We start from the raw sequence: 20,904 nt of genomic DNA on the forward strand, positions 1-20,904 counted from the left end.
CGTTAGAAACAAGTCTGTGCGTAAAACCATATCCCCTTTACAATAAGCTTTTCAGGCCTGGTACACCTTTATTTATTTCATTTTCATTATTCATTGAAAACAAACAAACTTATCCGGCTTTATTCACTACATTCGTAAAATCACAATATATAGTGTACCACTTCATTTTAGGAGTGGGTAACTATTACAGGATTACGGCATACCTAATACTCCATTTAACTATAAAATATCGGTGCTTTTCCAGCAAATTACTGCCATTATTTTCTAAATAATATTACGCTTATATGAGCAGCAAAGCAAAAAAAGGCAAGGAACCGATTACCTCCGGCGAAAAAACTTCACTCTATACTAAAGAAAACAGAGCTGAAAATTTACAGCTAAGCATCGCCAAAAAAGAAATCATTTACCAAAATACAGAAAAGGAAAAGCGGGCCTCTGAACTGGTTCTTGCCAATGAAGAACTGGCCTTCCAGAGCGACGAAAAAGAAAAACGTGCCGCCGAACTTATTATTGCCAATAAAGAACTTGCTTTTCAAAACAAGGAGAAGCAAAAGCGTGCTGATGAATTGTATGTGCTGAATGAACAGTTAAGAGCAAAGGAACAGCAGCTACAAAACCATATTAATGCCATTGCAGTTTCTAATGCTTCAATAGAGTTTGATCTTGAAGGCTACATCCTCACTGCGAATCAAAATTTCCTAAAGATCATGGGCTATGCCAAAAAAGACCTTATAGGAAAGCACCATAGCCTTTTTGTCGATAAAGAATATGCAAAATCAGCTGCTTATAAACAGTTCTGGACTACGTTGAAGAAAGGGGTTTACCAAAAAGACGAATTTCAAAGAGTCACCAAAAAGGGCAAAAGTGTATGGCTGCTGGGCAGTTATAATCCCATTTTGGACATTTCCGGAAATCCTTATAAAATATTAAAACTCGCCACTGATGTTACCCTTGCCAAAAGGCAATTTCTGCAATTGGCGACAGAGGCCGTGGAAAAAGAAAAACGTGCTTCAGAACTGGTCATCGCCGTTAAAGAACTTGCTTTCCAGAACAAAGAAAAAGAAAAACGTGCCGCAGAATTAATTATTGCCAATAAGGAACTGGAGTTTCAGAATGAACAGAAAGAAAAGCGGGCTTCAGAGCTGGTCATCGCCGTGAAGGAACTTGCTTTTCAGAATGAAGAAAAAGAAAAACGTGCCGCAGAATTAATTATTGCCAATAAGGAACTGGAGTTTCAAAACAATCAGAAAGAAGATCGTGCTTCGGAGCTGGTCATTGCCGTTAAGGAACTGGCTTTCCAGAATGAAGAAAAGGAAAAACGCGCTGCAGAATTGATTATTGCCAACAAAGAACTGGAATTTCAGAATAAGCAAAAGGAAAAAAGAGCAATAGAACTCGTCACGGCCCATAAAGAACTTGCCCATCAGAGCAGGGAAAAAGAAAAACGTGCCGCCGAACTGATCATTGCCAATAAAAAACTGGCGCTGGAAAACATACAGAAAGAAAAAAGAAAAGCCGAAAAAGAAAAAAGCGCTGCGGCCCTGATAGTGACTAACCGGGAGCTGGCTTATCAGGAAAAAAGAGGAAAAGAACTTACGCTGGCCAATAACGAACTGAAAAAAGCCCAGGAAGAACTGGGTGCATTTTCATACTCAGTCTCTCACGATTTACGGGCTCCGATCCGCGCCATCAATGGGTACACACAAATTTTAGTAGAAGACCATGCCGACTCGATTGACGAGGATGGCAAAAAAGTACTGCAGGCCGTGATACACAATTCCAGAAAAATGGGACTGCTCATTGACGATCTGCTCGCTTTTAGTAAACTGGGGCGTAAACAAGTCAGCGCTTCTGCCATCAATATGGATGCTCTGGTCAACGGAGTCATTAATGATATCGTTTTTGACGCCGACGCAAAAACACCCCTGTTTGATTTACAGGCACTTGCCCCTTCCAATGGTGATCCTTCACTCATCAAGCAGGTCTGGATCAATCTTATTTCCAATGCGATTAAATACTCGCAATACAAACCTGAAATCCGCATTAAAATTACCTCCGCTGTTCAAAAAGACAAAATTGTATACTGCGTACAGGATTATGGTGCAGGCTTCGATATGGAATATTACGATAAATTATTTGGCGTTTTTCAGCGCCTGCATTCACAAGAGGAATTTGACGGTACGGGCATCGGCCTGGCTATTGTTCAAAAAATAGTAAGCCGCCATCATGGAGCGGTTTGGGCAGAATCAAAATTAGACACAGGCTCCAGTTTTTACTTTAGCCTTCCAAATATTCAACATTAAAACATACAAAATGAATTACGATAACATTGAAATATTATTTGCCGAAGACAGCTTAGATGACGCTATGCTAACCATTCGCGCACTCACCAAAAGTGGCTTTACCAATAAATTACTGCACGTAAAAGATGGAGCTGAAGCCCTTGATTTTATTTATTGCCGTGGTGTGTATGCTGAACGAAATCCCAATTCACATCCGAAGTTATTTCTTCTGGACCTCAAAATGCCAAAGGTTTCGGGAATGCAGGTGCTCGAAAAAATCAAAGGTGATCCTGACTTCAAATCAATTCCGGTCGTGATCCTTACCTCTTCCCAGGAAGATCCGGATATCGCCAAATGTTATGACCTTGGGGCAAACAGTTATATTGTAAAACCTGTAGACAGCAATAATTTTTTCAACGCTATTAAAGAGATGGGAATGTACTGGATGATATTAAGTCAGCCTTCCTTATAAAAACAAACCACACTTTATAAATATTTTAAAATGAAAAAAGAAATTAAAATATTAATACTGGAAGACAACGTGACAGATGCTGATTTAATAATAAGGCAAGTGCACAAATCGGGAATAAGCTTTTTGCCAAAAATCGTTGAAACCCGAAAAATGTTTGAGGAATCTCTTGATCTTTTCGCTCCGGATATTATTTTATCAGATTACTCCATGCCGGCATTTGATGCCGCTACGGCATTTCGTATGCTGAAAAATAAAAATCTTCATATTCCTTTTATTATCGTTTCAGGCACTATAGGCGAAGAGAATGCCGTGCTGCTTTTAAAAGAGGGTGTGACTGATTTTGTTTCGAAAAACAACCTGCTTACCTTATCTCAAAAAGTGATCAGGGGACTAAAAGAAGCGGAAGAAAGCCAGGAAAAAAAAGAAATCCTTGAAAAATTAAAAATACAGACTGCAGCGCTTCTTATTGCCAACAAAGAACTGGTATTTCAAAATGCTGAAAAAGAAAAACGGGCTATCGAATTAATTAATGCCAATAAGGAGCTTCTTGCCTTTAATTTTATCTCCAGTCATGACCTGCAGGAACCTTTGCGTAAAATTCAGACTTTCATTTCCATCATTATGGAAAATGAAATGCAGGGCATGACACAGGCCGGAAAAAATAATATGGAACGCATACATGTTTCGGCGACGAGAATGAGGCAGCTTATTGAAGATTTACTGGCTTTTTCCCGTGTAAACAGCATTGAACGCGAATACGAAATGAGTGATCTGAGAATAATCATCGAAGATGTAAAGACAGACCTCAAAGATACGATTCAGGAAAAGAAAGCAGTCATTGCTGTCGTCGGTCCGCTTTTGCCGGTAAATGTGGTCGTATTTCAGTTTCGCCAGCTTATTTATAACCTGATCAGCAATGCCCTTAAATTTTCACATCCTGATTTGTCACCGCATATTACAATAGAAACCAGTATTATTGAGCATCATAACTTAAAACTTCGCAACCAGAATTTTCAGCCGCAAAAATGCGATTACTGGAACCTTACTTTTAAGGACAACGGGATTGGTTTTGAAGCTGAATTTAACGAACTCATTTTTGTAATGTTCCAGAGGCTGCATCACAGCCACGAATATTCAGGTACCGGAATAGGTCTTGCCATTGTAAAAAAAATCGTCGATAACCATAACGGGATTATTCATGCAGAAGGTATCCTGAACGAAGGCACCACTTTTGAAGTTTTCATTCCTGTGCACCAAAATTCAGAGACCGTACTTCAAGAGACGGTATTAATAGATTTGCAGTACGAGCTGGCGAATGTATAATATTGTTTCCGTGCAAAATGTACTGTCTTTTGAGAAGTTTTTTTATAATGACCTTCTGGATTTTCATGCTCTTTTAAATTAAAACACTGGTTAAATTTTGTTAAATTATAAGTGTCCCTATTTTTTGGATTGCCATAAAAAAAAATAGTTATTTATTTGTAGCATGGAAAAAAATAGCAATACCGGAATTTCGCTGTCTGATCACTCTACAACTATTTCTTCAGCAGCCTCCTTTCAGGATAAAACCAAATCAGCCTTTTTTGTTGTCTTGTCTTTTATTACGATTAGCTTGAATGCTCAGGGCATTCCTGTGTTGCGAAATATCGCAAAAGCAAATCAAAACAATACCCGAAACTATACAGGAACGCCAGGAAAAAAGTATTGGCAAAACCGCGGTGATTACACTATAGCCGTTGATTTTAATCCTTCTACAGGAGAACTTCAGGGAAAAGTAACTACTTTATATACCAACAATAGTCCGGATACGTTAAAATTACTGGTAGTCAAATTATTTCCCAACTTTTATAAAAGCAATTCCATGCGGAATATGGTGGTGGACACGGAAGATTTGGGTAAAGGTATTCAAATAAGCAGTATCAGTATAGAGGGAACTCCCTATAGTCAGGACAAGCGTAAAATTCGGGGTACCAACATGTACTTGCCGAACGTAACCGTTTTGCCGGGGAAAACCATAACTGTTGCAATGGACTACAATTATGTCCTGAACAAGGGATCTTTTGTCAGGACCGGAACAATAGATCCTGAGAGTTTTTTTATTGCTTACTTTTTTCCACGGATCGCTGTTTATGATGATGTCGATGGCTGGGACGAACATCCTTATGTTGGAAAAGAAGAATTTTATAACGATTATGGTAATTTTTCCGTAGCGGTGACCGTTCCCGGAAATTATCAGCTGTGGGCGACCGGTGACCTTAAAAATCCTGACTCCGTTTACGAAAAACATATCATTGACAAGATCGGCCTGGCAGAAAAAGGAGATGCTATTATCGATATCATTACCCCTTTGGATATTAAAAATGGGAACATTACCTTAAAAAACAAAACCAACACCTGGAAATTTGAAGCCCTGAATGTTACAGATTTTGCCTTCGGACTAAGCAGCCATTATATCTGGCAAGCGAGAAGTGTTGTGGTCGACGATGCGGGTAATCGTACAAGAGTTGATGCGGTTTTTAATCCCGATCATACTAGTTACAACAAAGTGGCCAATTATACCGCAAAAACTATCGAATTGATTAGTAACCATTTTCCAAAAATACCTTTTCCGTATTCCCATCAGACTGTTTTTGAAGGACTCGATGCTATGGAATATCCAATGATGGTCAACATGCTGCCTTTTGAGGATCATAATGAGCTGCTTGAATTAACTACGCACGAAGTTTTTCACAGCATATTCCCTTTTTATGTGGGTACAAACGAAACCAAATATTCTTTTATGGATGAGGGCTGGGCAACATTTACAGAATTTTACTTATCGCCTATGATCGATTCTTCCGTACCCCTGGCCTATGACATTAGCTCCGTAAACAATAGCGCAGGAACAGCAGAAGACATGCCGGTTATTACGCCGACACCACAGTTATATGGTAAAGCTCGTTTCTCCAATAAAGACTTAAAGCCTGCACTGGCACATCTCTATCTTAGGGAATGGATGGGACATGACCTCTTCATTAAAAGTGTGCAGGGTTATATTAAAAATTGGGCAGGTAAACATCCCACGCCTTATGATTTTTTTAATAATATGGAAAGCGAAAGCGGACTGGACTTAAAATGGTTTTGGAAAAACTGGTATTTTGAAAATAATGTTCCCGATCTCGCCATAGCAAAAGTACAGCAACTAAAAAAGGGATATACAATTGTAATTTCCAGTCCCGGAACGTTGGCAGTTCCTGTGCATTTAGTCGTTCACTATTCTGATGGCACTCAGGAAATGATCTCAAGAGACATCAGCTGCTGGAAAACCGGAAATAAAGAAGTAGCTATTTCCTTAAAAACACCAAAATCTATTGTTAGTGTAGATTTGGGGGATGCTTACGATATCGACATTGAGAACAGTAACAATCACTGGAAAAAGTAATGTAATATTCCCGGAAAAACCGATACTAAAAAAAGCCGGTGAAACGATCTTCACTGGCTTTATACTGATTCTGAAAGACAGTATGTTTTAACACTTTACTCAAATGGGCCATTCAGAATTTTAAAATATAAAAAATGAAACCTGCTGTAAAAAAGCTTTTTACGTTGAAAATTATTACTTTTAACCCGTTGGGTCAAATTCACGGAAACGCTGTCGTAATCTAAAAACAAATGGATAAGAAGTATGAATTGGAGTAAAATATCGTTATTCTTTTAGAAATCAATTTTAGCCTGAGCGGAGTCGAAGTCCTTTCCATGTAAAAAAAGCCTTCGACTCCGCTCAGGCTGACACCAATTTTTCATACACCCACTGCCTTACTTTACTACCACAAAAACCACACTTTAAAAAGATGAAATATAAATTAACCCTGTTCCTCGTCCTTCTTTTAGCAAGCAGTTGCGCTGTTAAAAAACCGAAAAAAAAAGAAGACGTTATAACGATCCAAAATAGTTTTGATGATAAGGCCGTCAGCTGGTTCACCAACACAGGAACCGGAACTATAAAAGGACTGGCAAAATTTAAATCCAAAAACGGAGAACTGCGTTTTGGACCGGAATTCCGGGTAGAACTCATGCCTTATTCCCTGTATACAGAAGAGCGGTTAAAAAAAATATATCAAAACAAAAAGTCAGGGTTTATTTATCTGGAAGATGGTGTCCCAAAATTTACGCCGGATCCGGAAGGCTACCACAAAACGATAAAAACCTTCTGTGATAAAGAAGGCAATTTCGAATTTAAGAACCTTCCGCCGGGAGACTATTATATTGTCGCTTTTATGATTTGGGAAAATCAAAACGTAAAAACGGGAGGTGGATTAATGCAAAAAGTAGTGCTCTCCGATGGTGAATCTGAATCGGTTAAAATGATAAATTTTTAGAAGGCGGAAAAAAAGGATCAATCCCAAAATCTGTCAAGAAAGTAAAAAATTACTCTTTTTTGGTAAACCCTTTTCGGGTCATATCGCCCCAGCCTTTCGTTCCCCTTATTTTTTCCTTATAGCCCACTAAGGCAGCATAAACCGATAACGGATGAAAATACAAAGGTTCGATAAAAGCCGCTAAAAGCAGTTTGAAAAAATCCGTTTGCTTCGGATATTTATGATACGTCCGTTCTTCGCTGTACAGGGCAATCACCGAAAACATCACCGCAAAAAAGTATACAAACAGCACCAGCAAAAGGAAAAAATGCCAATTAAGCAGTCCTAAAATAATAAAGACAATTGTGATCGCAATACCGGCAAATTCTATTCCGGGAGCAAGGAATTCAAATAGTGCCCAATATGGGACGCTAAGCATGCCCAGCACTTTGTATTTCGGATTCAGGAACATTCTTTTGTGAAAGCTCAGCGTTTCAATCGTTCCCCTCATCCAGCGGCTGCGCTGTTTCCTGAATATCTTAAAATCCTCCGGTGCCTCGGTCCAGCACAGCGGATCCGGGATATAATGAACGGAATACGGCATTTTGTTCTCCAGCATGTAACGTCGCATGCGGACGACCAGTTCCATGTCTTCGCCTACCGTTTTGGTGTTGTAACCGCCTGCCAGCAGTGCTATCTCTTTATCAAAAGCGCCAAAGGCTCCGCTGATCAGCAACAGGCCGTCGAGTCTTCCCCAGGCCATCCTTCCCAGAAGAAACGCCCGCAGGTATTCTAAAACCTGTATTCTGGGCAGCATAAGATCTGGAATGTTTACTTCCACCAGACGGCCGTTTTTTATAATGCACTGGTTGGCGATACGCACTACCCCGCCGGTGGCAATAATTCGTTTGCCGTGTGATTCCAGAAAAGGTTTGGCCAGTTTCAGCAGCGAATCCTTATCCAGGATACAGTCCACATCAATGCAGACCACGTACGGATTCTGTGCAATGTTCAGGCCTACGTTCAGGGCATCGGCTTTACCGCCGTTTTCTTTGTCTACCACTATCAGCTTTCTGTAGGCCGCATTCCGGGACACATACAGGCTTTTAATTTTTTTGGTCTCAATTTGCGGGTGAATGTGCCGTTCCGTCTGCACCAGATCATAGGTTTTGATCAGTATTTCCATCGAATTGTCTTTACTGCCATCATTTACTACAATCACCTCGTAATTATTGTAATTTAAGGAGAGTAACGATTTTACATTTTCTTCAATGGTAAAGCTTTCATTATAGGCAGGGGCAATTAACGAAAGTCCGGGTGCAAATTCACTGGTAAGAAGCACATTATAATCTACAAAACTGTTTTTCTTCAGATATTCCCGTAGTTCTCTCACAGACAGATGCGCCAGTATCAGGTAAGACGACATCAGCAGTATAGCGTACCCCAGAATCAGGATCAGATATACATGCGAGAACAGGGCTATTTCATTATTAAAAAAATCCATTGGCTAAGCGTTTAAGGTCTTCAGTACGTTTTGCGCTTCATATTGTATAATGGTATTGTGCGTCCGGGCAGCCAGCTCTGCCACATACGGAAGCTTTTGCGTGAGCTTTAATTCTCTGATCAGTTTCAGTCCAAGCGCCACCACAGTAGTGTTTTGCGATTCCAGCAGGAATTCAACCCCTTCTGTATCCCCTATATCATGTTTTTTAAAAGCGCTTATAATATTGACCTGCGTCCAGTCGTCAATTGGGTAAGGATGTTCGGTAAGGTGCGTGATGCCTTTTACGCCACCCAGTTTGATACAGGCGTTGAGCGCTGTTATTTTCAGGGTTTTGTTCTGGGCTTTAGAGACGGTAAGGATACTGCTAAAAACCCTCGTAATATTCATTTCCGCCACCTCTGTAATACCTTTGCACTTGATCTCCCAGTTCGGGTTTCTTAGTTTTTTAAACGAGTCCTGTATGAGCCCCGATTCCTTATAAAATTGTTCCAGTTTCCTGGCATAAATACCTTCATAGTTTTTATGCAGGCTGATCACCGATTCCGTCAGCACTTCCCTAAAGAAACCATCCTCAATAAGCCTGCTGAAATCCTGATTTTCTTTTAACGCGGCTAGTGAGGTATCCTCAAAAATAAGGGCGAATAGTATTTTTTCAATCAGGATCGTATATTCGATAGTGAGCTTTTCCTTTCTGATGTTGCTGTTGCGGCTTCTGACGATCATCAGGTACAATATAAAAGCCACTACTATAAACAGCACCGTCGACACGATCAGGAAATATTCTACCCATGCCCCGCCTTTATAAAATTCCCAAACCTTTTCCATATCAGAAACGTTTTGTAATAATGAGCTGCGCACTAAACCTGTTTCTGTACGCATCCGGTAAATATTCTTCATATTCGTAAAGGAAAACAGGCCGTACCAGAAATGAATTTCCGATACGATGCTGATATTGTATTCCGGCCCTGTACGCTTTCAAAGGTCTCACAAAATTATTGTACAAATAAAAATAAGGGACATTGCCGTACTGCAGTTCCAGCCGTAGTAAACTTTCTTTTTCTTCATTGGCTTTCTGTAGGCTGACCACATGAGAAAATAGTTCGTTTGAGGTATCATAAAAAGGCCTGTAGGCAATCGTGTAGGTACCGGTACGATACCCCAGCTGTCCCGTAAGCAAGGTTACGTCGTCTGTTTCAAAATGCATGTACTTAAAACCAACGGAAAAGTCGAATCTTTTCAGGGGGGCAAAAAAATATTCCGCACCTGCTTTGGAGACCGGAAATACGGTCTGCCCTGTTGACACCCCTGCATTCACGTATAAATAATTTCTTTTGGAGAATGTCTGATAATAATCGGCTTCAAAAAGCAGCTGCGTATCGGCATTGACATAGCCGATGTTGGCACGTCCTACCAATGCCGATTTCGTAAACTTATGCGAATATTCGGCATAGCCGTAATGAAGCGGAGACTGTCCGGGATTCGAGGTCGATACATTCAGGTACGAAAACGCCAGCGCATTTTTTGCCTTACGGCCAATAAGGGCGCGTATTCCGGTAATAGCCTGTGTACTGTTATCGGTAACGGGTAATCTGTCGGCAAGCTCCAGTGCTTCTTTGTCACGGTCTAGTTTTTCAAGACATTGTATCTTAATCAGGAGTACATCGGCAGCATTTGGAGCTATTAGCAGGTATTTATCACAATAAATATTACAGGTCTCATACTGTTCCGACCAGAAATAAGTAGTAATGATGGCCAGCAAAGCATCCGGATGTGGTTTTGTCCTGTCGGTCAGGGGAGCCAATACTTTTATAGCGGAAGGATAGTCTTTTTTCCAGCTGTAAATACGTCCCTGATACACTTTGATATCCTCATTTTCAGGAAATCTCAGCTGTAAAGACTGCAGGATGGTCAGGGCAGTGTCATAGTTGCCTTTTTCAGCTTCGAGCTTTACCTGAGACAAAGCTTCATCAAAATTCATTTCCTGCGCTGCAGCAGTAAAAGAGAGCAACAGGAATAAAACGGAAGAATAGATCAATTTCATTAGGCGCGTGTTTTTAGCAGTTTGTTAATTCGCACTAAAAGCACGGCCGGACTTACAGGTTTGGCCATAAATTCGTTGGCACCCATATCAAAAGAATCCAGTTCGGTCTGCTCTACTCCCGAAGAGGTAAATATAATAATCGGAATATCCGAGCCAATAGTTTGTCGTACGTATTGTGTAATTTCCATGCCGCTTTTGCCCGGCATATTGATGTCCGTCAGGATGAGGTCGTAAGAAGTTGCTTCAATAGCATCGAGTGCGTCCTTTCCATCAGAAAACTGATCAACGGTAAATCCTTTGGACTCTAAAAAAAATGATAACGATTTGCGTAGGATGTCATTATCTTCTGATAAAATAATTCTCATGGCGTACGTATTTGTCTTGAAGCAGTATGAATTGCACAACATTTGTAAGAATTACAAAAGTAAGGCATACTCCCCTTCTATCATAATTCCTTTAAAACTTTAACTACTTCAATGATTTCACAATTCAAGATACTCATTTTTTCTCTGGTTTTAACCGTAAAGCTGCCATTTTTAGCTTCCTCCTCTATCACCGACACACAATCACTAAGATCTGCCAGCAGGAAAATATCAAAACTGGATTTCATGTTATGGGCCAGTTTTCGTACAGTATCACTATTGTTAGTTTTATAGGCTTCATTAAGCAGCACTATTTCAATGGGAATTTTTTCCGTAAAAAGATGCACCATCTCCTTTGTAAAATCGGCATTACCGCAAGCCATCTCCTCGATCAAAGAAAAATCGATCTTTCTTTTGGGCGCCGGCTTATGATCCTTGTTCAAGACTGTTTTTATAGTTTCCAGCAACGCGGCCTGTTTAAAAGGTTTGGGTACATAGGCATCCATTCCCATATTATAACAAAGTTCCTGTTCGCCGACCAGCGAATGTGCCGTCATGGCAATAATCGGAATGGTGAGTTTCATTTCATCCCTGATATACTGGGTGGTCTGGTAACCGTCCTTAACCGGCATCTGAAGATCCATTAAGATCAGGTCGTATTCATTTTTAGACAACAATTCGATTCCGGCTTCGCCATGTTCAGCAATATCCAGTTCGAATCCAAAATTATAAATAACACTTTTTACGAGTTTTTGGTTTAAAACGTTGTCTTCACACAACAGTATTTTAAGTTTTCCGAGGTTAGAACCCGTGAAGGATTCCGGTACTATCTCAATATCCGAAGCTTTTTTATAGGCAAGCGTAAAGAAAAATTCCGAACCGCGTCCTTCCCTGCTTTTTACCTTAATTTCAGAGTTGTGCAGTTCTACCAGCTGTTTTACAATATTAAGACCAAGCCCCGTACCGCCAAATCTTCGTGTGGTACTTTCTTCGGCCTGGGTAAAACGGTCAAAAATCGTTTTCAGTTTCGCTTCCTGTATACCGATTCCGGTATCTTTGACCGAGAACCGAAGCAAATAATGTTCGTCGGTTTCCTCCATCTTTTTCACCGAAACCGTTACGTCTCCTTCTTGTGTAAACTTCAGGGCGTTGCCGGTTAGATTCACCAGGATCTGGTTTAACCTTCCCTGATCCCCAACGACAATTTCGGGCATATCAGCATCCAGAAAGAGATTGAATTCTACATTTTCGGGTACCTTTACTTTTAGCAGGTCGTAAATATGTTTGAGGGTTTTCTTTAAATCAAAAGGCTGATCTTCAATAGCGAGATTACCGGATTCTATTTTGGAAAGATCCAGAATATCATTCACGATCAACAGCAGGTTTTCGCCTGCTATTTGCACACTGTCAATATAATCACGCTGAATAATATCCAGCTTGGTTTGTGCGAGAAGATCCGTAAATCCGATGACGGCATTGAGCGGTGTTCGGATCTCATGGCTCATATTGGCCAGAAAACTATCTTTTGCCAGTACGGCGCGTTCCGCAATTTTTTTCTGGGCATTGAGTTCGTTATTTTTTGTCCGTAACTCCAATTGGTTAATGACGTGTTTTGCCACGATATTGAGGGCATTGCGCTGGCTTTCATCCAGTTTTTTGGTCACATGGTCCACCGCACAAATGGTTCCGATATTATAGCCATCGGGCGTGGTCAGCGGGACACCGGCATAAAACCGCACTTTAAAACCATCCGTAACATTTGGATCATCTTTAAATATTTCGTTCGAATGTGTATCCGGTATTTCAAGCATTTCCGACTCCATAATAGTATAACGGCAGAAGGTAATTTCACGGGGTAGCTCCGATACGCCTATACCAATTTCAGATTTAAACCATTGCCTGTTCTCATCTATAAACGAGATATGGGCAATGGGTACACCACAAATGTAAGAAACCAGCCTTGTGGCATCGTCAAAGGCGTCCTCAGGGAGCGTATCTAATATATTGTACCGCCGTAAGGCTGCCAGGCGCTCTGTCTCGTTATGCGGAATGGGTTGTTGCGGATTATTCATGCTATAAAAAAGTAAGGCTGTAAAGGTAAAAAAATAAAACCGTTTACAAGGCATTTAGTAAGTGGACCAGACCGTAGTGAATTTACAGCCAGCCAATTGCTGTCGATTTTCGGTTTCAGGATAAAAAAAACCATTTCTAACGAAATGGTTTTTTTGAAGCAATTTTGGCCATTGCCCGGACGGGAAATGTTCCGACTCCCTTAAATTTTGGCGGAACGGCACTAAACGTAAAATCTTCCTGCGGCAAAAGATACAGATTGCAGAGATGTTCTACGATCAGTATTTCGGCCTGCAGCAGCGTCGTGTGTACAGGTCTGGACTTGCCTGCAGTACTGTCGATATTATGAGAATCGATGCCGACCAGTTTTACCTGGCAGTCTCTTAAATAAGCCGCAGCTCCTGTGGTCAGGTACGGATGGTTTTCATAATAGTCCTCCGTATTCCAGTACCTGTCCCAGCCCGTATGAATCAAAACGGCTTTATTTCTAATTTCACGGTTTTTCAAATGCTGCTCGGTGATTTCCAGCGTTTCCGAAAATGGAATAGCGATCACAACGGCATCAAGGTCTGCAAAACATTCCAGGCCAACTTCCGAAAGGTCTTTTCCGCCTTCAAAACGGTGAAACGGACAATCGATATACGTTCCGGTATTGGTGACCATCTCAATTTTGCCGATTTGAAACTGGGTGCCTTCCTCATAAAACTGTTTCGAATTTTCCCTGCTGAGGTAATCGCATACAATTGGAGCCGGCAAGCCTTTATAGGTAACAAGCCCATGTTCGATTGTATGACTTAAATCAATAAATACATCCGCCTCGGTCCGGGTCTGGATCGGTTTTCTTTTGTGTGTTTCCGCGAAAATTTCCTTGTTCAGAATCCGGACTTCCCCCACCATCAGCAGCCGTAAGTCATTTACAATATAATCGGCGAGCTCTTTATCCGAAATACTTTCGCCTTCGATATCCAGACGAAAGTCCTCGCCTTTAATGCTTCCGCCATTGGTGAAATAGATTTCAAAGTCAAATTTTACTCTTGTATCCATAAGTTTTGCTTTACCTATTTTAAACTAAATCCAATACTTTTTCGGTGGTTATGACCTGTGCAAATTCATTGTGCAGACTCGCCAGAGAGATCTGATGAATCAATTCCGAATCAAACTTTTCGCCATTGATCCCTATCCTGTCAAACGTAGCCGTGGCATCGGAAATTACGAAAGCGTCAAATCCTAAATTACCGGCCATTCGTGCTGTGGTGGAAACGCAGTGATTGGTGGTCAATCCCACCAAAACCAGTTTATTGATGCCTTGCTGATCCAGTCGCTCTTTTAAATCCGTTCCTATAAAAGCACTGTTGACATTTTTGACGATAACCGGTTCACCTTCGATTGGCTGTACTTCATTCTTAATTTCAAATCCCGGATTCGATTCGTGCAGTTTGGAGTCCGGATGTACGGAACTGTGCACGATATGAAATACAGGAAGTTTAAGAGCCCTCCATTTTTCAAGAAGCTGTGCTATTTTTAGCTCCGCATCCTGATTGTTCCGGTTGCCGCCCCAGTATTTTTCGTCATTAAACCCTTTTTGCACATCGATAATAATCAAAGCTGTATTTTGTTCCCTAAGTTTCATGTTTCTGTTAATTAGATTAGTACTACAAAAATAGCAGCTGTTCCCGCATGCAAACAAGGACAAAAGACAGTCGTTTTAAGACAGCCTGTTTTTAATTTCCGTGGGCAGTTCCTGCAGATGGGTTTCCAGAACGACGCGCAATTGCTTCGAGGTTTTGTAACCGCACATATGGGCAATGCTTTCTACCTTATAATCGGAATGCGCCAGGAGGCTTTTTGCTTTTTCGATTCTCAGTTTGGTACGGTACTCGGCAATGGTGATTCCGGTTTGTTTCTTAAAAATTCGCGTCAGGTTTCGTGGGCCGATATGAACGAGGTCTGCTAAAAAATCAATAGTCGATGTTTTTTCGAGATTGTAAATAATCCAGTCCTGGACGGTATGGATTTTTTCGTCACGGTGGTTTCTGTTCTGCAGATAGACACTTTCCTGCTGATCGCTTCCCTGTCGTCTTTTATAGACCACCAGTTCTTTGGCTATGGTTGTAGCGACTTCTTTGCCATGACGGTCTTCAATCAGGAACAGGGCCAGATCAATTCCTGTCACAATCCCCGCACTGGTATACAAATTGTCTGCTTTGGTAAATAGTGTATTGCTTTGCACTTTTAAAAGTGGAAAATCATTAGTAAACTTTTCAATTAATTTCCAGTGCGTCGTACATTCCTTAAAATCCAAAAGCCCTGACTTCGCCAGTATAAAAGCGCCGTTACAAATGCTTGCTATCGTGGTCTTGCGTGCATTTACCTGTGTAAGCCATTCGAAAAAAGTTTCATCCTCTTGTAATTTATTGATTTCCAAAGAACTGAAACCGGAAATAAATACGATATCATTTTCTTCCGGATTTGCTTTTGAAAAATGCCTGACGGATGAAACTGCTAATCCTGATGAAGATGTAATGGTGGACGTACTGCTGATAAATTCCAATTGATAAGGAAACCCTAAATTTTTAGCTTCCTGAAAAACTTCCAGAACGCCGGCCAAATCCAGTAAGGTCACCTGTTTTGGAATATAAAAATATATCGTTGTCACTTCCATATCGGTGAGTCTGTTATTAATGCGAAAAATGTCTTTCAAATTTAGAATAAAAATAACTATTCTGCAGCCTTAAAGGAGTACTAAAAAAATCCATAACATGGGAATTATATAAATTCATGGAAAAAATATATAAACATCCCGTAATTGTAATATTTATTTTTGTAGGAATTACCATTTGTAAAAACTCTGTAAAACAGTAATTATGAAGACGCTAACCATAAAAATTTTATCCATTTTATTTTTAATACTCGTAACGAACATCAATTGCAGCGGTTACTGTGATCCTGATGACCTGACCCGCGATCAAAAAGACAAAACAGAAGCTCAGTTGCAGCCAACACACAAAGATTCTGTCGCCGTCGACATTGACTAAATCTCAAATTTTACTTGTAAGCCTGCAGTCTTTTGCAGGCTTTTTGTTTATAAAACATTCTTCTTTGTGATTTGTTTCAATAAAAATCAAAATAAGGCCATTTTCCCCTAAATAATCAGGTGTTTTTACCCGTTAGTACTCCCCATTTTATTTCTAAATTTACTTTTTATTTTATTATTCATAATAAAGTACTGATTGTTAAACTGTTGACCAAAAAACTTTCAGGATACATTATTTTAATAAAATCTGACCTACTACTATTCAAAGTATAGGTAAGACGGGATATCTTTTATGTTCTAAGAAAACAGAAGTAAAATTATAATAAAACAGTTGCAGCTTCTTCCTGATGTTCACCTAAAATGTACCTGTTTTTTTTCCTCCGTAAAGAGAGCAACTCCATTAGATTAACAACCAAAAACAATCATAAATCCAATGACAAATCTTGAAAAAATTTATTACATCAACATCGGAGAGGGCGGAACATTTAAAAAATCCGGGGACTATGACAGTTCACCATCCGATGTAGAACACCTGTTCGAATATCTGGAAGAAAACGACGTCGAAAGATTGCTTGTTTATTTTCACGGCGGACTTGTCAGTGAAACCAGCGGAATGGGATCTGCCGAAGTCATGCGTGCCAGTTTCGCAGATACGCCTTCGAAAACTCATGCTGTTACTTTTGTCTGGGAAACAGGACTTTGGGAAACCATAGTCGAAAACCTCAGTTCAAAGAGCACAGAGGGCCAATTCCAGAAAGTACTGAACTTTGTTATCAAACTGGTGGGCAAAAAATTAGGCATCGATTCGCGCGGTGGCGGCGAAACACTGGACAATGCCACGATTGAAACCGAAAAACTAAAAGAATATCCGTTTGCCGAGCAGAACACGGAACTGAACAGCAAAGGCGGAAACATTACGTTTGACGAAGAAGATGAAATGTTTTTTTTAGCTAAGCTTAAAAATGAAAGCGATGCGATGATCCGCGCAGAAGGGGAACTGGAATCAAAAGAAATCGAAGTAGCAGCACCTGATCCCGATTCCGGCGATTCAAGGGGATTGTTACTCACATTGGGCACACTTGTAGCCAAAATTGCATTTGAAGTTCTAAAACGGTACGCAAAAGACACCCATCATGATTTCTACCCTACCGTGGTAGAAGAAACTTTCAGGAAGCTTTATATCGACCGCATCGGGAAATGGGGCTGGTCTGAAATGAAAGAAAAGGCCGGGCAAATGTTTGCAGGCAATGAAGGGCTGTCCGGTGATGATTTACATGCCGGAACTTATTTCCTTACACTTTTGGAAGCTCATTCCCAAAAAAGACAAACTGCCGGTAAAAAATTCACTATCGAACTGGTAGGACATAGTGCGGGCTCGATCGCGATCTGTAATATGCTGGCCGCAACGTCCGAAAACTTCAGGCAGCTAAAATACAATAATGTTGTCTTTCTGGCACCTGCCTGCAGGACTGACCTGTTCATCGAAAAAGGAATACCGGCAAAAGAAAACGGAGTCTTCAAAAAGTTCAAAATGTTTACTATGCAGGAACAGTATGAGAAAAAAGATTACTGTGTCAAATACCTGTACACCTACTCCCTGCTCTATCTTGTATCCGGCTTGTTTGAAGACGAGACAGATGCCAAGATAATGGGCCTTCACGAACAGTTCAAAGCCGAAGGGCGTTATGCTAAATTTGAAGAACTGAATGTAATAAACAGCTTTATTACCAGCAACAAACTGGCACTTTCAAAGGATATTGAAAATGCAGACAACAGCATGTGGACCGATTCGCTGCGTCATGGCGATTTTGACAACAACACTGCCACGTTAAAATCAATCCTTTCCACTATTAATATTGTTTAATCATGAACTACGCTATCGTAATAGGAATCGACCACTACGAGAAAAAACCATTGTCGGGTGCCGTAGCAGATGCTAAAGCTTTTGCGGACTGGCTGGAAACAAAAGGAGGTGTGCAAAAGGAAAACCTCAAACTGTTTGTATCCAACAGCGAAGACATGCTGGTGAGTGGTCCCGAAATTGACATAGCCATCGATACGATCAACCGTGCGGCCAGAAACAACAGCGAAACAAACAGGCTGTATTTTTATTTTTCCGGGCATGGCATAGGCGTCACTTTCGACAATACGGCGCTTTGCCTGCGGCTCTGGCCGGCACTGATCAACCATTGCATTTCCGGCCTGGACTACCGCACCTGGTTTACCAATGCAGGGGCGTTTGACGAGGTTCTGATTTTCTTCGATTGCTGCCGCGAACATGATACCCTCATTAAAGGCAATTCTCCCGCCGGCTCCTGGAACCTTCCCATTGGAAACAGGAACCCCAAAGTGCTGATTTGTAATTCTACTGCGTACGGCAAACTAAGCTATGAGGTGATACTGGATCCGGTAAATGAAAACAATTCACCGGGAGCAGCAACTGGCGGACCCGCTAAAGAATCGGAATCTGACAAAAAAAGGGGTGCTTTTACTACCTTTCTTATTGACAGCCTGAACGGTGATGCAGACAGTGACGGTACGGGGCAAATTACCGCACTGGCACTTAAAGATCATATCCGCAACAATTTTAAAAGCCATGCCGAAAAATTCAAAAAAACACAGGACGCTTCAGCCGATACACTAAATGGCGGAGATCAGATTCTGATCTGTACTGTTCCTGTCGTATTGCCGCAATTTAATTGTGAAATTACCTTTGAACGCAATTCCAATATCACGCTCTATGGCCCAAATTTAGAAGACCTCTGGACAGGTGATGTGGTAGACGGACAGGTTTTACAAAGAAATCTCGATAAAGGCTTTTATCAGTTAAAGGACAACCGCGATACAACGTTACCGCCTAAAAATTTTACAAATTATTCCCCAAAAACAATCAGTTATGAACGCTTCTGATACCAAATATACCATCCGTATTTCTTTTACACAGTCATTGGACGGATTGCAGCTCATACTCGTTGACGGCAGCCTCAATAAAATAGTGGAGCAGGAAGCGCAGCAGCTCGAGCTTACCTTGTCCAAAGGAATATACCAGCTAAAAGCTTCTTTTATTGACTACTTCGAGGAATATTTCCTTACGGTCAATCAGGACGAACATTTTGTTCTGGATTATCACTACCCGATGACCTCACCGAGTATGGATTTTGCGACGACCCATGAATATTTTTCAGTACCTGCCGAAATATGGAGCAGGAAATGTACATCAGGTGATCAGAGTAAGGTGCCTAATTTCTTTTTCTTTGCTGCTGCCTATGACAAAGATGCTTCGTATAAAGAGGAAATAATTACGGATCTTGTTGAAAATTTTTCACTGTTCGATCCAAAAGGAAAACTAAATATCCGTTTCGACGACGACAATTCGTTTGTAGATCCCGAAGCCGCAGTTGTTATTTTTTCTGCCCGCCTCAAAAAGGGCCTGTATTTTCTTAAGTACAGAAAAAAAGGGAAACGCAGGATTTTTCCCTTTTACATTTATAACGAGTATCAAACCCAGTTTTTATTGCGTTACAAGCAGGAACCTGATTTTTGCAACAGTTTTTTCTACTATGACAACAAATCTGGATTTACCAGAGGTGAAAACCAATACCTGCTGCTCGACAAAATCCAATATGCTTACAAAGACTACAATAACTATAAATTGCTGACCCCTTCAGACCGATCCGCTATAAAAAACCATCCCTATCTGGTGGCCCTTGTACAGATCCTTCATCTGGTTACGGGAAATGAGCAGGACAACACCGAATTTGCGAATGCACCCCTGCTGGAACTGCCCGATATCGCCATGCTGAAAGCCCTGACAGATAATGAGAAGCAGATCAATTCGGACGAATTACCAATCATCTCGGCTATAATGGCCAAGTGTATGATCACGGTCGGAAAAAAGATGGAATTCAAACCCGGTTCCATCATGGATCGGGTTGTAGACAGCCTGAGTTACGATATCTTCTGGAACAATTTTTCAGAAGTAGAAGACCTTTCACGTATGGAAGAATTGTATAAGGACCTGTTGCAAAAATCAAAGTATTATGGTACAAACCTTAAAGACAATGCTATTGCTAAGGTTAAAAAACTCATTGTCAATTCAATCCGTACCACACCCGAAACGTTCAAAGAAGACCGCCTCAATACACTTTTAGGAAATAACCTCACGAACACCCCGGAGGACACTACTAGATTTACAGATGCCATAAACAGTGTCGGCAACGTATCTGAAATTGCCAATAAATTTAATCTCCCGCCCACTACTATACTTCGAAACTATGAAAAATACGATGACATCTACAAAAAAATGAATCTCAAATAACAGCAACCTGTTTGTAGACTGTTATCGGGAAACGTTACAACAGCATCATCTGCCACTTTCTTCACTGCAAATAGTGATTGATATTCAAATAATGAGCATCAATAAAAAACACTCTAAAAGGGTTGTTCCCATCAGGACAACCCTTATTTATTTCTTCCCGGAAACGAATCATTTATAAAGGTTAACTTTCCTCCCTTTCTCTATAAGCTATCATAGCGACATTACTACTAATGGTAATTATATAACTTAAAAACACCGTCAGCATAATGAGTTGCAAGTTTAAAGGTTCACCTTTGCCTGCGGTAGTAGAACGCGCTGTTCAAATTAACGCTATACCGTTTATTTTGAATGCTGCAACGCGCTGCACCAGCTTAAAATGATTACTATTGTAAAAATATAAGCGCCAATGCCTCCGGGCTGACTCGCTATTAAGGATTTTTTAGTAAACATAAAATGGAAGATTATGTTTATGGACGCCCGTCTC

Annotated in this window: 17 protein-coding genes; 9 read left to right on the forward strand and 8 right to left on the reverse strand. The window is 40.7% G+C overall.

The features are described 5' to 3' along the window. Positions 1–284: 284 nt before the first annotated feature. From D0817_RS25615 to D0817_RS00370, 5 genes are all read left to right on the forward strand, one after another. On the forward strand, positions 285–2,303 hold the full coding sequence (locus D0817_RS25615; protein WP_161568402.1) for a PAS domain-containing sensor histidine kinase: 2,019 nt from the start codon (positions 285–287) through the stop codon (positions 2,301–2,303). A 10-nt stretch (positions 2,304–2,313) separates the two neighbouring features. Continuing rightward, the gene (locus D0817_RS00355) at positions 2,314–2,754 is read left to right on the forward strand and encodes a response regulator (RefSeq protein ID WP_127336406.1); all 441 of its coding nucleotides are present in this window, start codon (positions 2,314–2,316) and stop codon (positions 2,752–2,754) included. A gap of 30 nt (positions 2,755–2,784) precedes the next feature. Beyond that, positions 2,785–4,077, forward strand: coding sequence for a hybrid sensor histidine kinase/response regulator (locus tag D0817_RS00360; protein WP_127336407.1), 1,293 nt, complete (start codon positions 2,785–2,787; stop codon positions 4,075–4,077). Between the two features lie 163 nt (positions 4,078–4,240). Then, the gene (locus D0817_RS00365) at positions 4,241–6,175 is read left to right on the forward strand and encodes a M1 family metallopeptidase (protein ID WP_127336408.1); all 1,935 of its coding nucleotides are present in this window, start codon (positions 4,241–4,243) and stop codon (positions 6,173–6,175) included. Between the two features lie 409 nt (positions 6,176–6,584). Beyond that, the gene (locus D0817_RS00370) at positions 6,585–7,112 is read left to right on the forward strand and encodes a hypothetical protein (RefSeq protein WP_127336409.1); all 528 of its coding nucleotides are present in this window, start codon (positions 6,585–6,587) and stop codon (positions 7,110–7,112) included. 49 nt (positions 7,113–7,161) lie between these two features. Here the strand turns inward: D0817_RS00370 and D0817_RS00375 are convergent, their stop codons facing one another. From D0817_RS00375 to D0817_RS00410, 8 genes are all read right to left on the reverse strand, one after another. Beyond that, entirely contained in the window at positions 7,162–8,595 is a 1,434-nt protein-coding gene (locus D0817_RS00375; RefSeq protein WP_127336410.1) for a glycosyltransferase family 2 protein, read from the reverse strand. A 3-nt stretch (positions 8,596–8,598) separates the two neighbouring features. Beyond that, positions 8,599–9,420, reverse strand: coding sequence for a hypothetical protein (locus D0817_RS00380; protein ID WP_127336411.1), 822 nt, complete (start codon positions 9,418–9,420; stop codon positions 8,599–8,601). 1 nt (position 9,421) lies between these two features. After that, a complete protein-coding gene (locus D0817_RS00385; protein WP_127336412.1) occupies positions 9,422–10,636 on the reverse strand; it encodes a YaiO family outer membrane beta-barrel protein in 1,215 nt (404 codons plus the stop codon). After that, entirely contained in the window at positions 10,636–11,001 is a 366-nt protein-coding gene (locus D0817_RS00390; protein WP_127336413.1) for a response regulator transcription factor, read from the reverse strand. Before D0817_RS00390 ends, D0817_RS00385 begins: the two co-directional genes overlap by 1 nt. Before the next feature lie 80 nt (positions 11,002–11,081). Then, positions 11,082–13,070, reverse strand: a complete 1,989-nt coding sequence (locus D0817_RS00395) for a GAF domain-containing hybrid sensor histidine kinase/response regulator (protein WP_127336414.1) — start codon at positions 13,068–13,070, stop codon at positions 11,082–11,084. Positions 13,071–13,206: 136 nt separating this feature from the next. Further along, on the reverse strand, positions 13,207–14,112 hold the full coding sequence (locus D0817_RS00400; protein ID WP_127336415.1) for a cyclase family protein: 906 nt from the start codon (positions 14,110–14,112) through the stop codon (positions 13,207–13,209). A 19-nt stretch (positions 14,113–14,131) separates the two neighbouring features. After that, positions 14,132–14,698 carry a cysteine hydrolase family protein gene (locus D0817_RS00405; protein ID WP_127336416.1) on the reverse strand — a complete coding sequence of 189 codons (567 nt, stop codon included), beginning with the start codon at positions 14,696–14,698 and terminating at the stop codon, positions 14,132–14,134. A 75-nt stretch (positions 14,699–14,773) separates the two neighbouring features. Further along, entirely contained in the window at positions 14,774–15,730 is a 957-nt protein-coding gene (locus D0817_RS00410) for a GlxA family transcriptional regulator (RefSeq protein ID WP_127336417.1), read from the reverse strand. A gap of 202 nt (positions 15,731–15,932) precedes the next feature. Between D0817_RS00410 and D0817_RS25620 the strand changes: the two genes are divergently transcribed. The 4 genes from D0817_RS25620 to D0817_RS00425 all read left to right on the forward strand — a co-directional run bounded on the left by D0817_RS25620 (position 15,933) and on the right by D0817_RS00425 (position 20,420). Next, entirely contained in the window at positions 15,933–16,103 is a 171-nt protein-coding gene (locus D0817_RS25620; RefSeq protein WP_161568403.1) for a hypothetical protein, read from the forward strand. Between the two features lie 432 nt (positions 16,104–16,535). Then, positions 16,536–17,966 (forward strand): hypothetical protein, encoded by a 1,431-nt coding sequence (locus D0817_RS00415; RefSeq protein ID WP_127336418.1) that lies wholly within the window; start codon positions 16,536–16,538, stop codon positions 17,964–17,966. A gap of 2 nt (positions 17,967–17,968) precedes the next feature. Further along, positions 17,969–19,012 (forward strand): caspase family protein, encoded by a 1,044-nt coding sequence (locus tag D0817_RS00420; RefSeq protein ID WP_127336419.1) that lies wholly within the window; start codon positions 17,969–17,971, stop codon positions 19,010–19,012. Then, positions 18,999–20,420 (forward strand): hypothetical protein, encoded by a 1,422-nt coding sequence (locus tag D0817_RS00425; protein WP_127336420.1) that lies wholly within the window; start codon positions 18,999–19,001, stop codon positions 20,418–20,420. The genes D0817_RS00420 and D0817_RS00425 overlap by 14 nt, the downstream gene beginning before the upstream one ends. Positions 20,421–20,904 lie beyond the last annotated feature (484 nt).

Source organism: Flavobacterium cupreum, from assembly GCF_003996965.1.
Classification (GTDB): Bacteria; Bacteroidota; Bacteroidia; order Flavobacteriales; family Flavobacteriaceae; genus Flavobacterium; species Flavobacterium cupreum.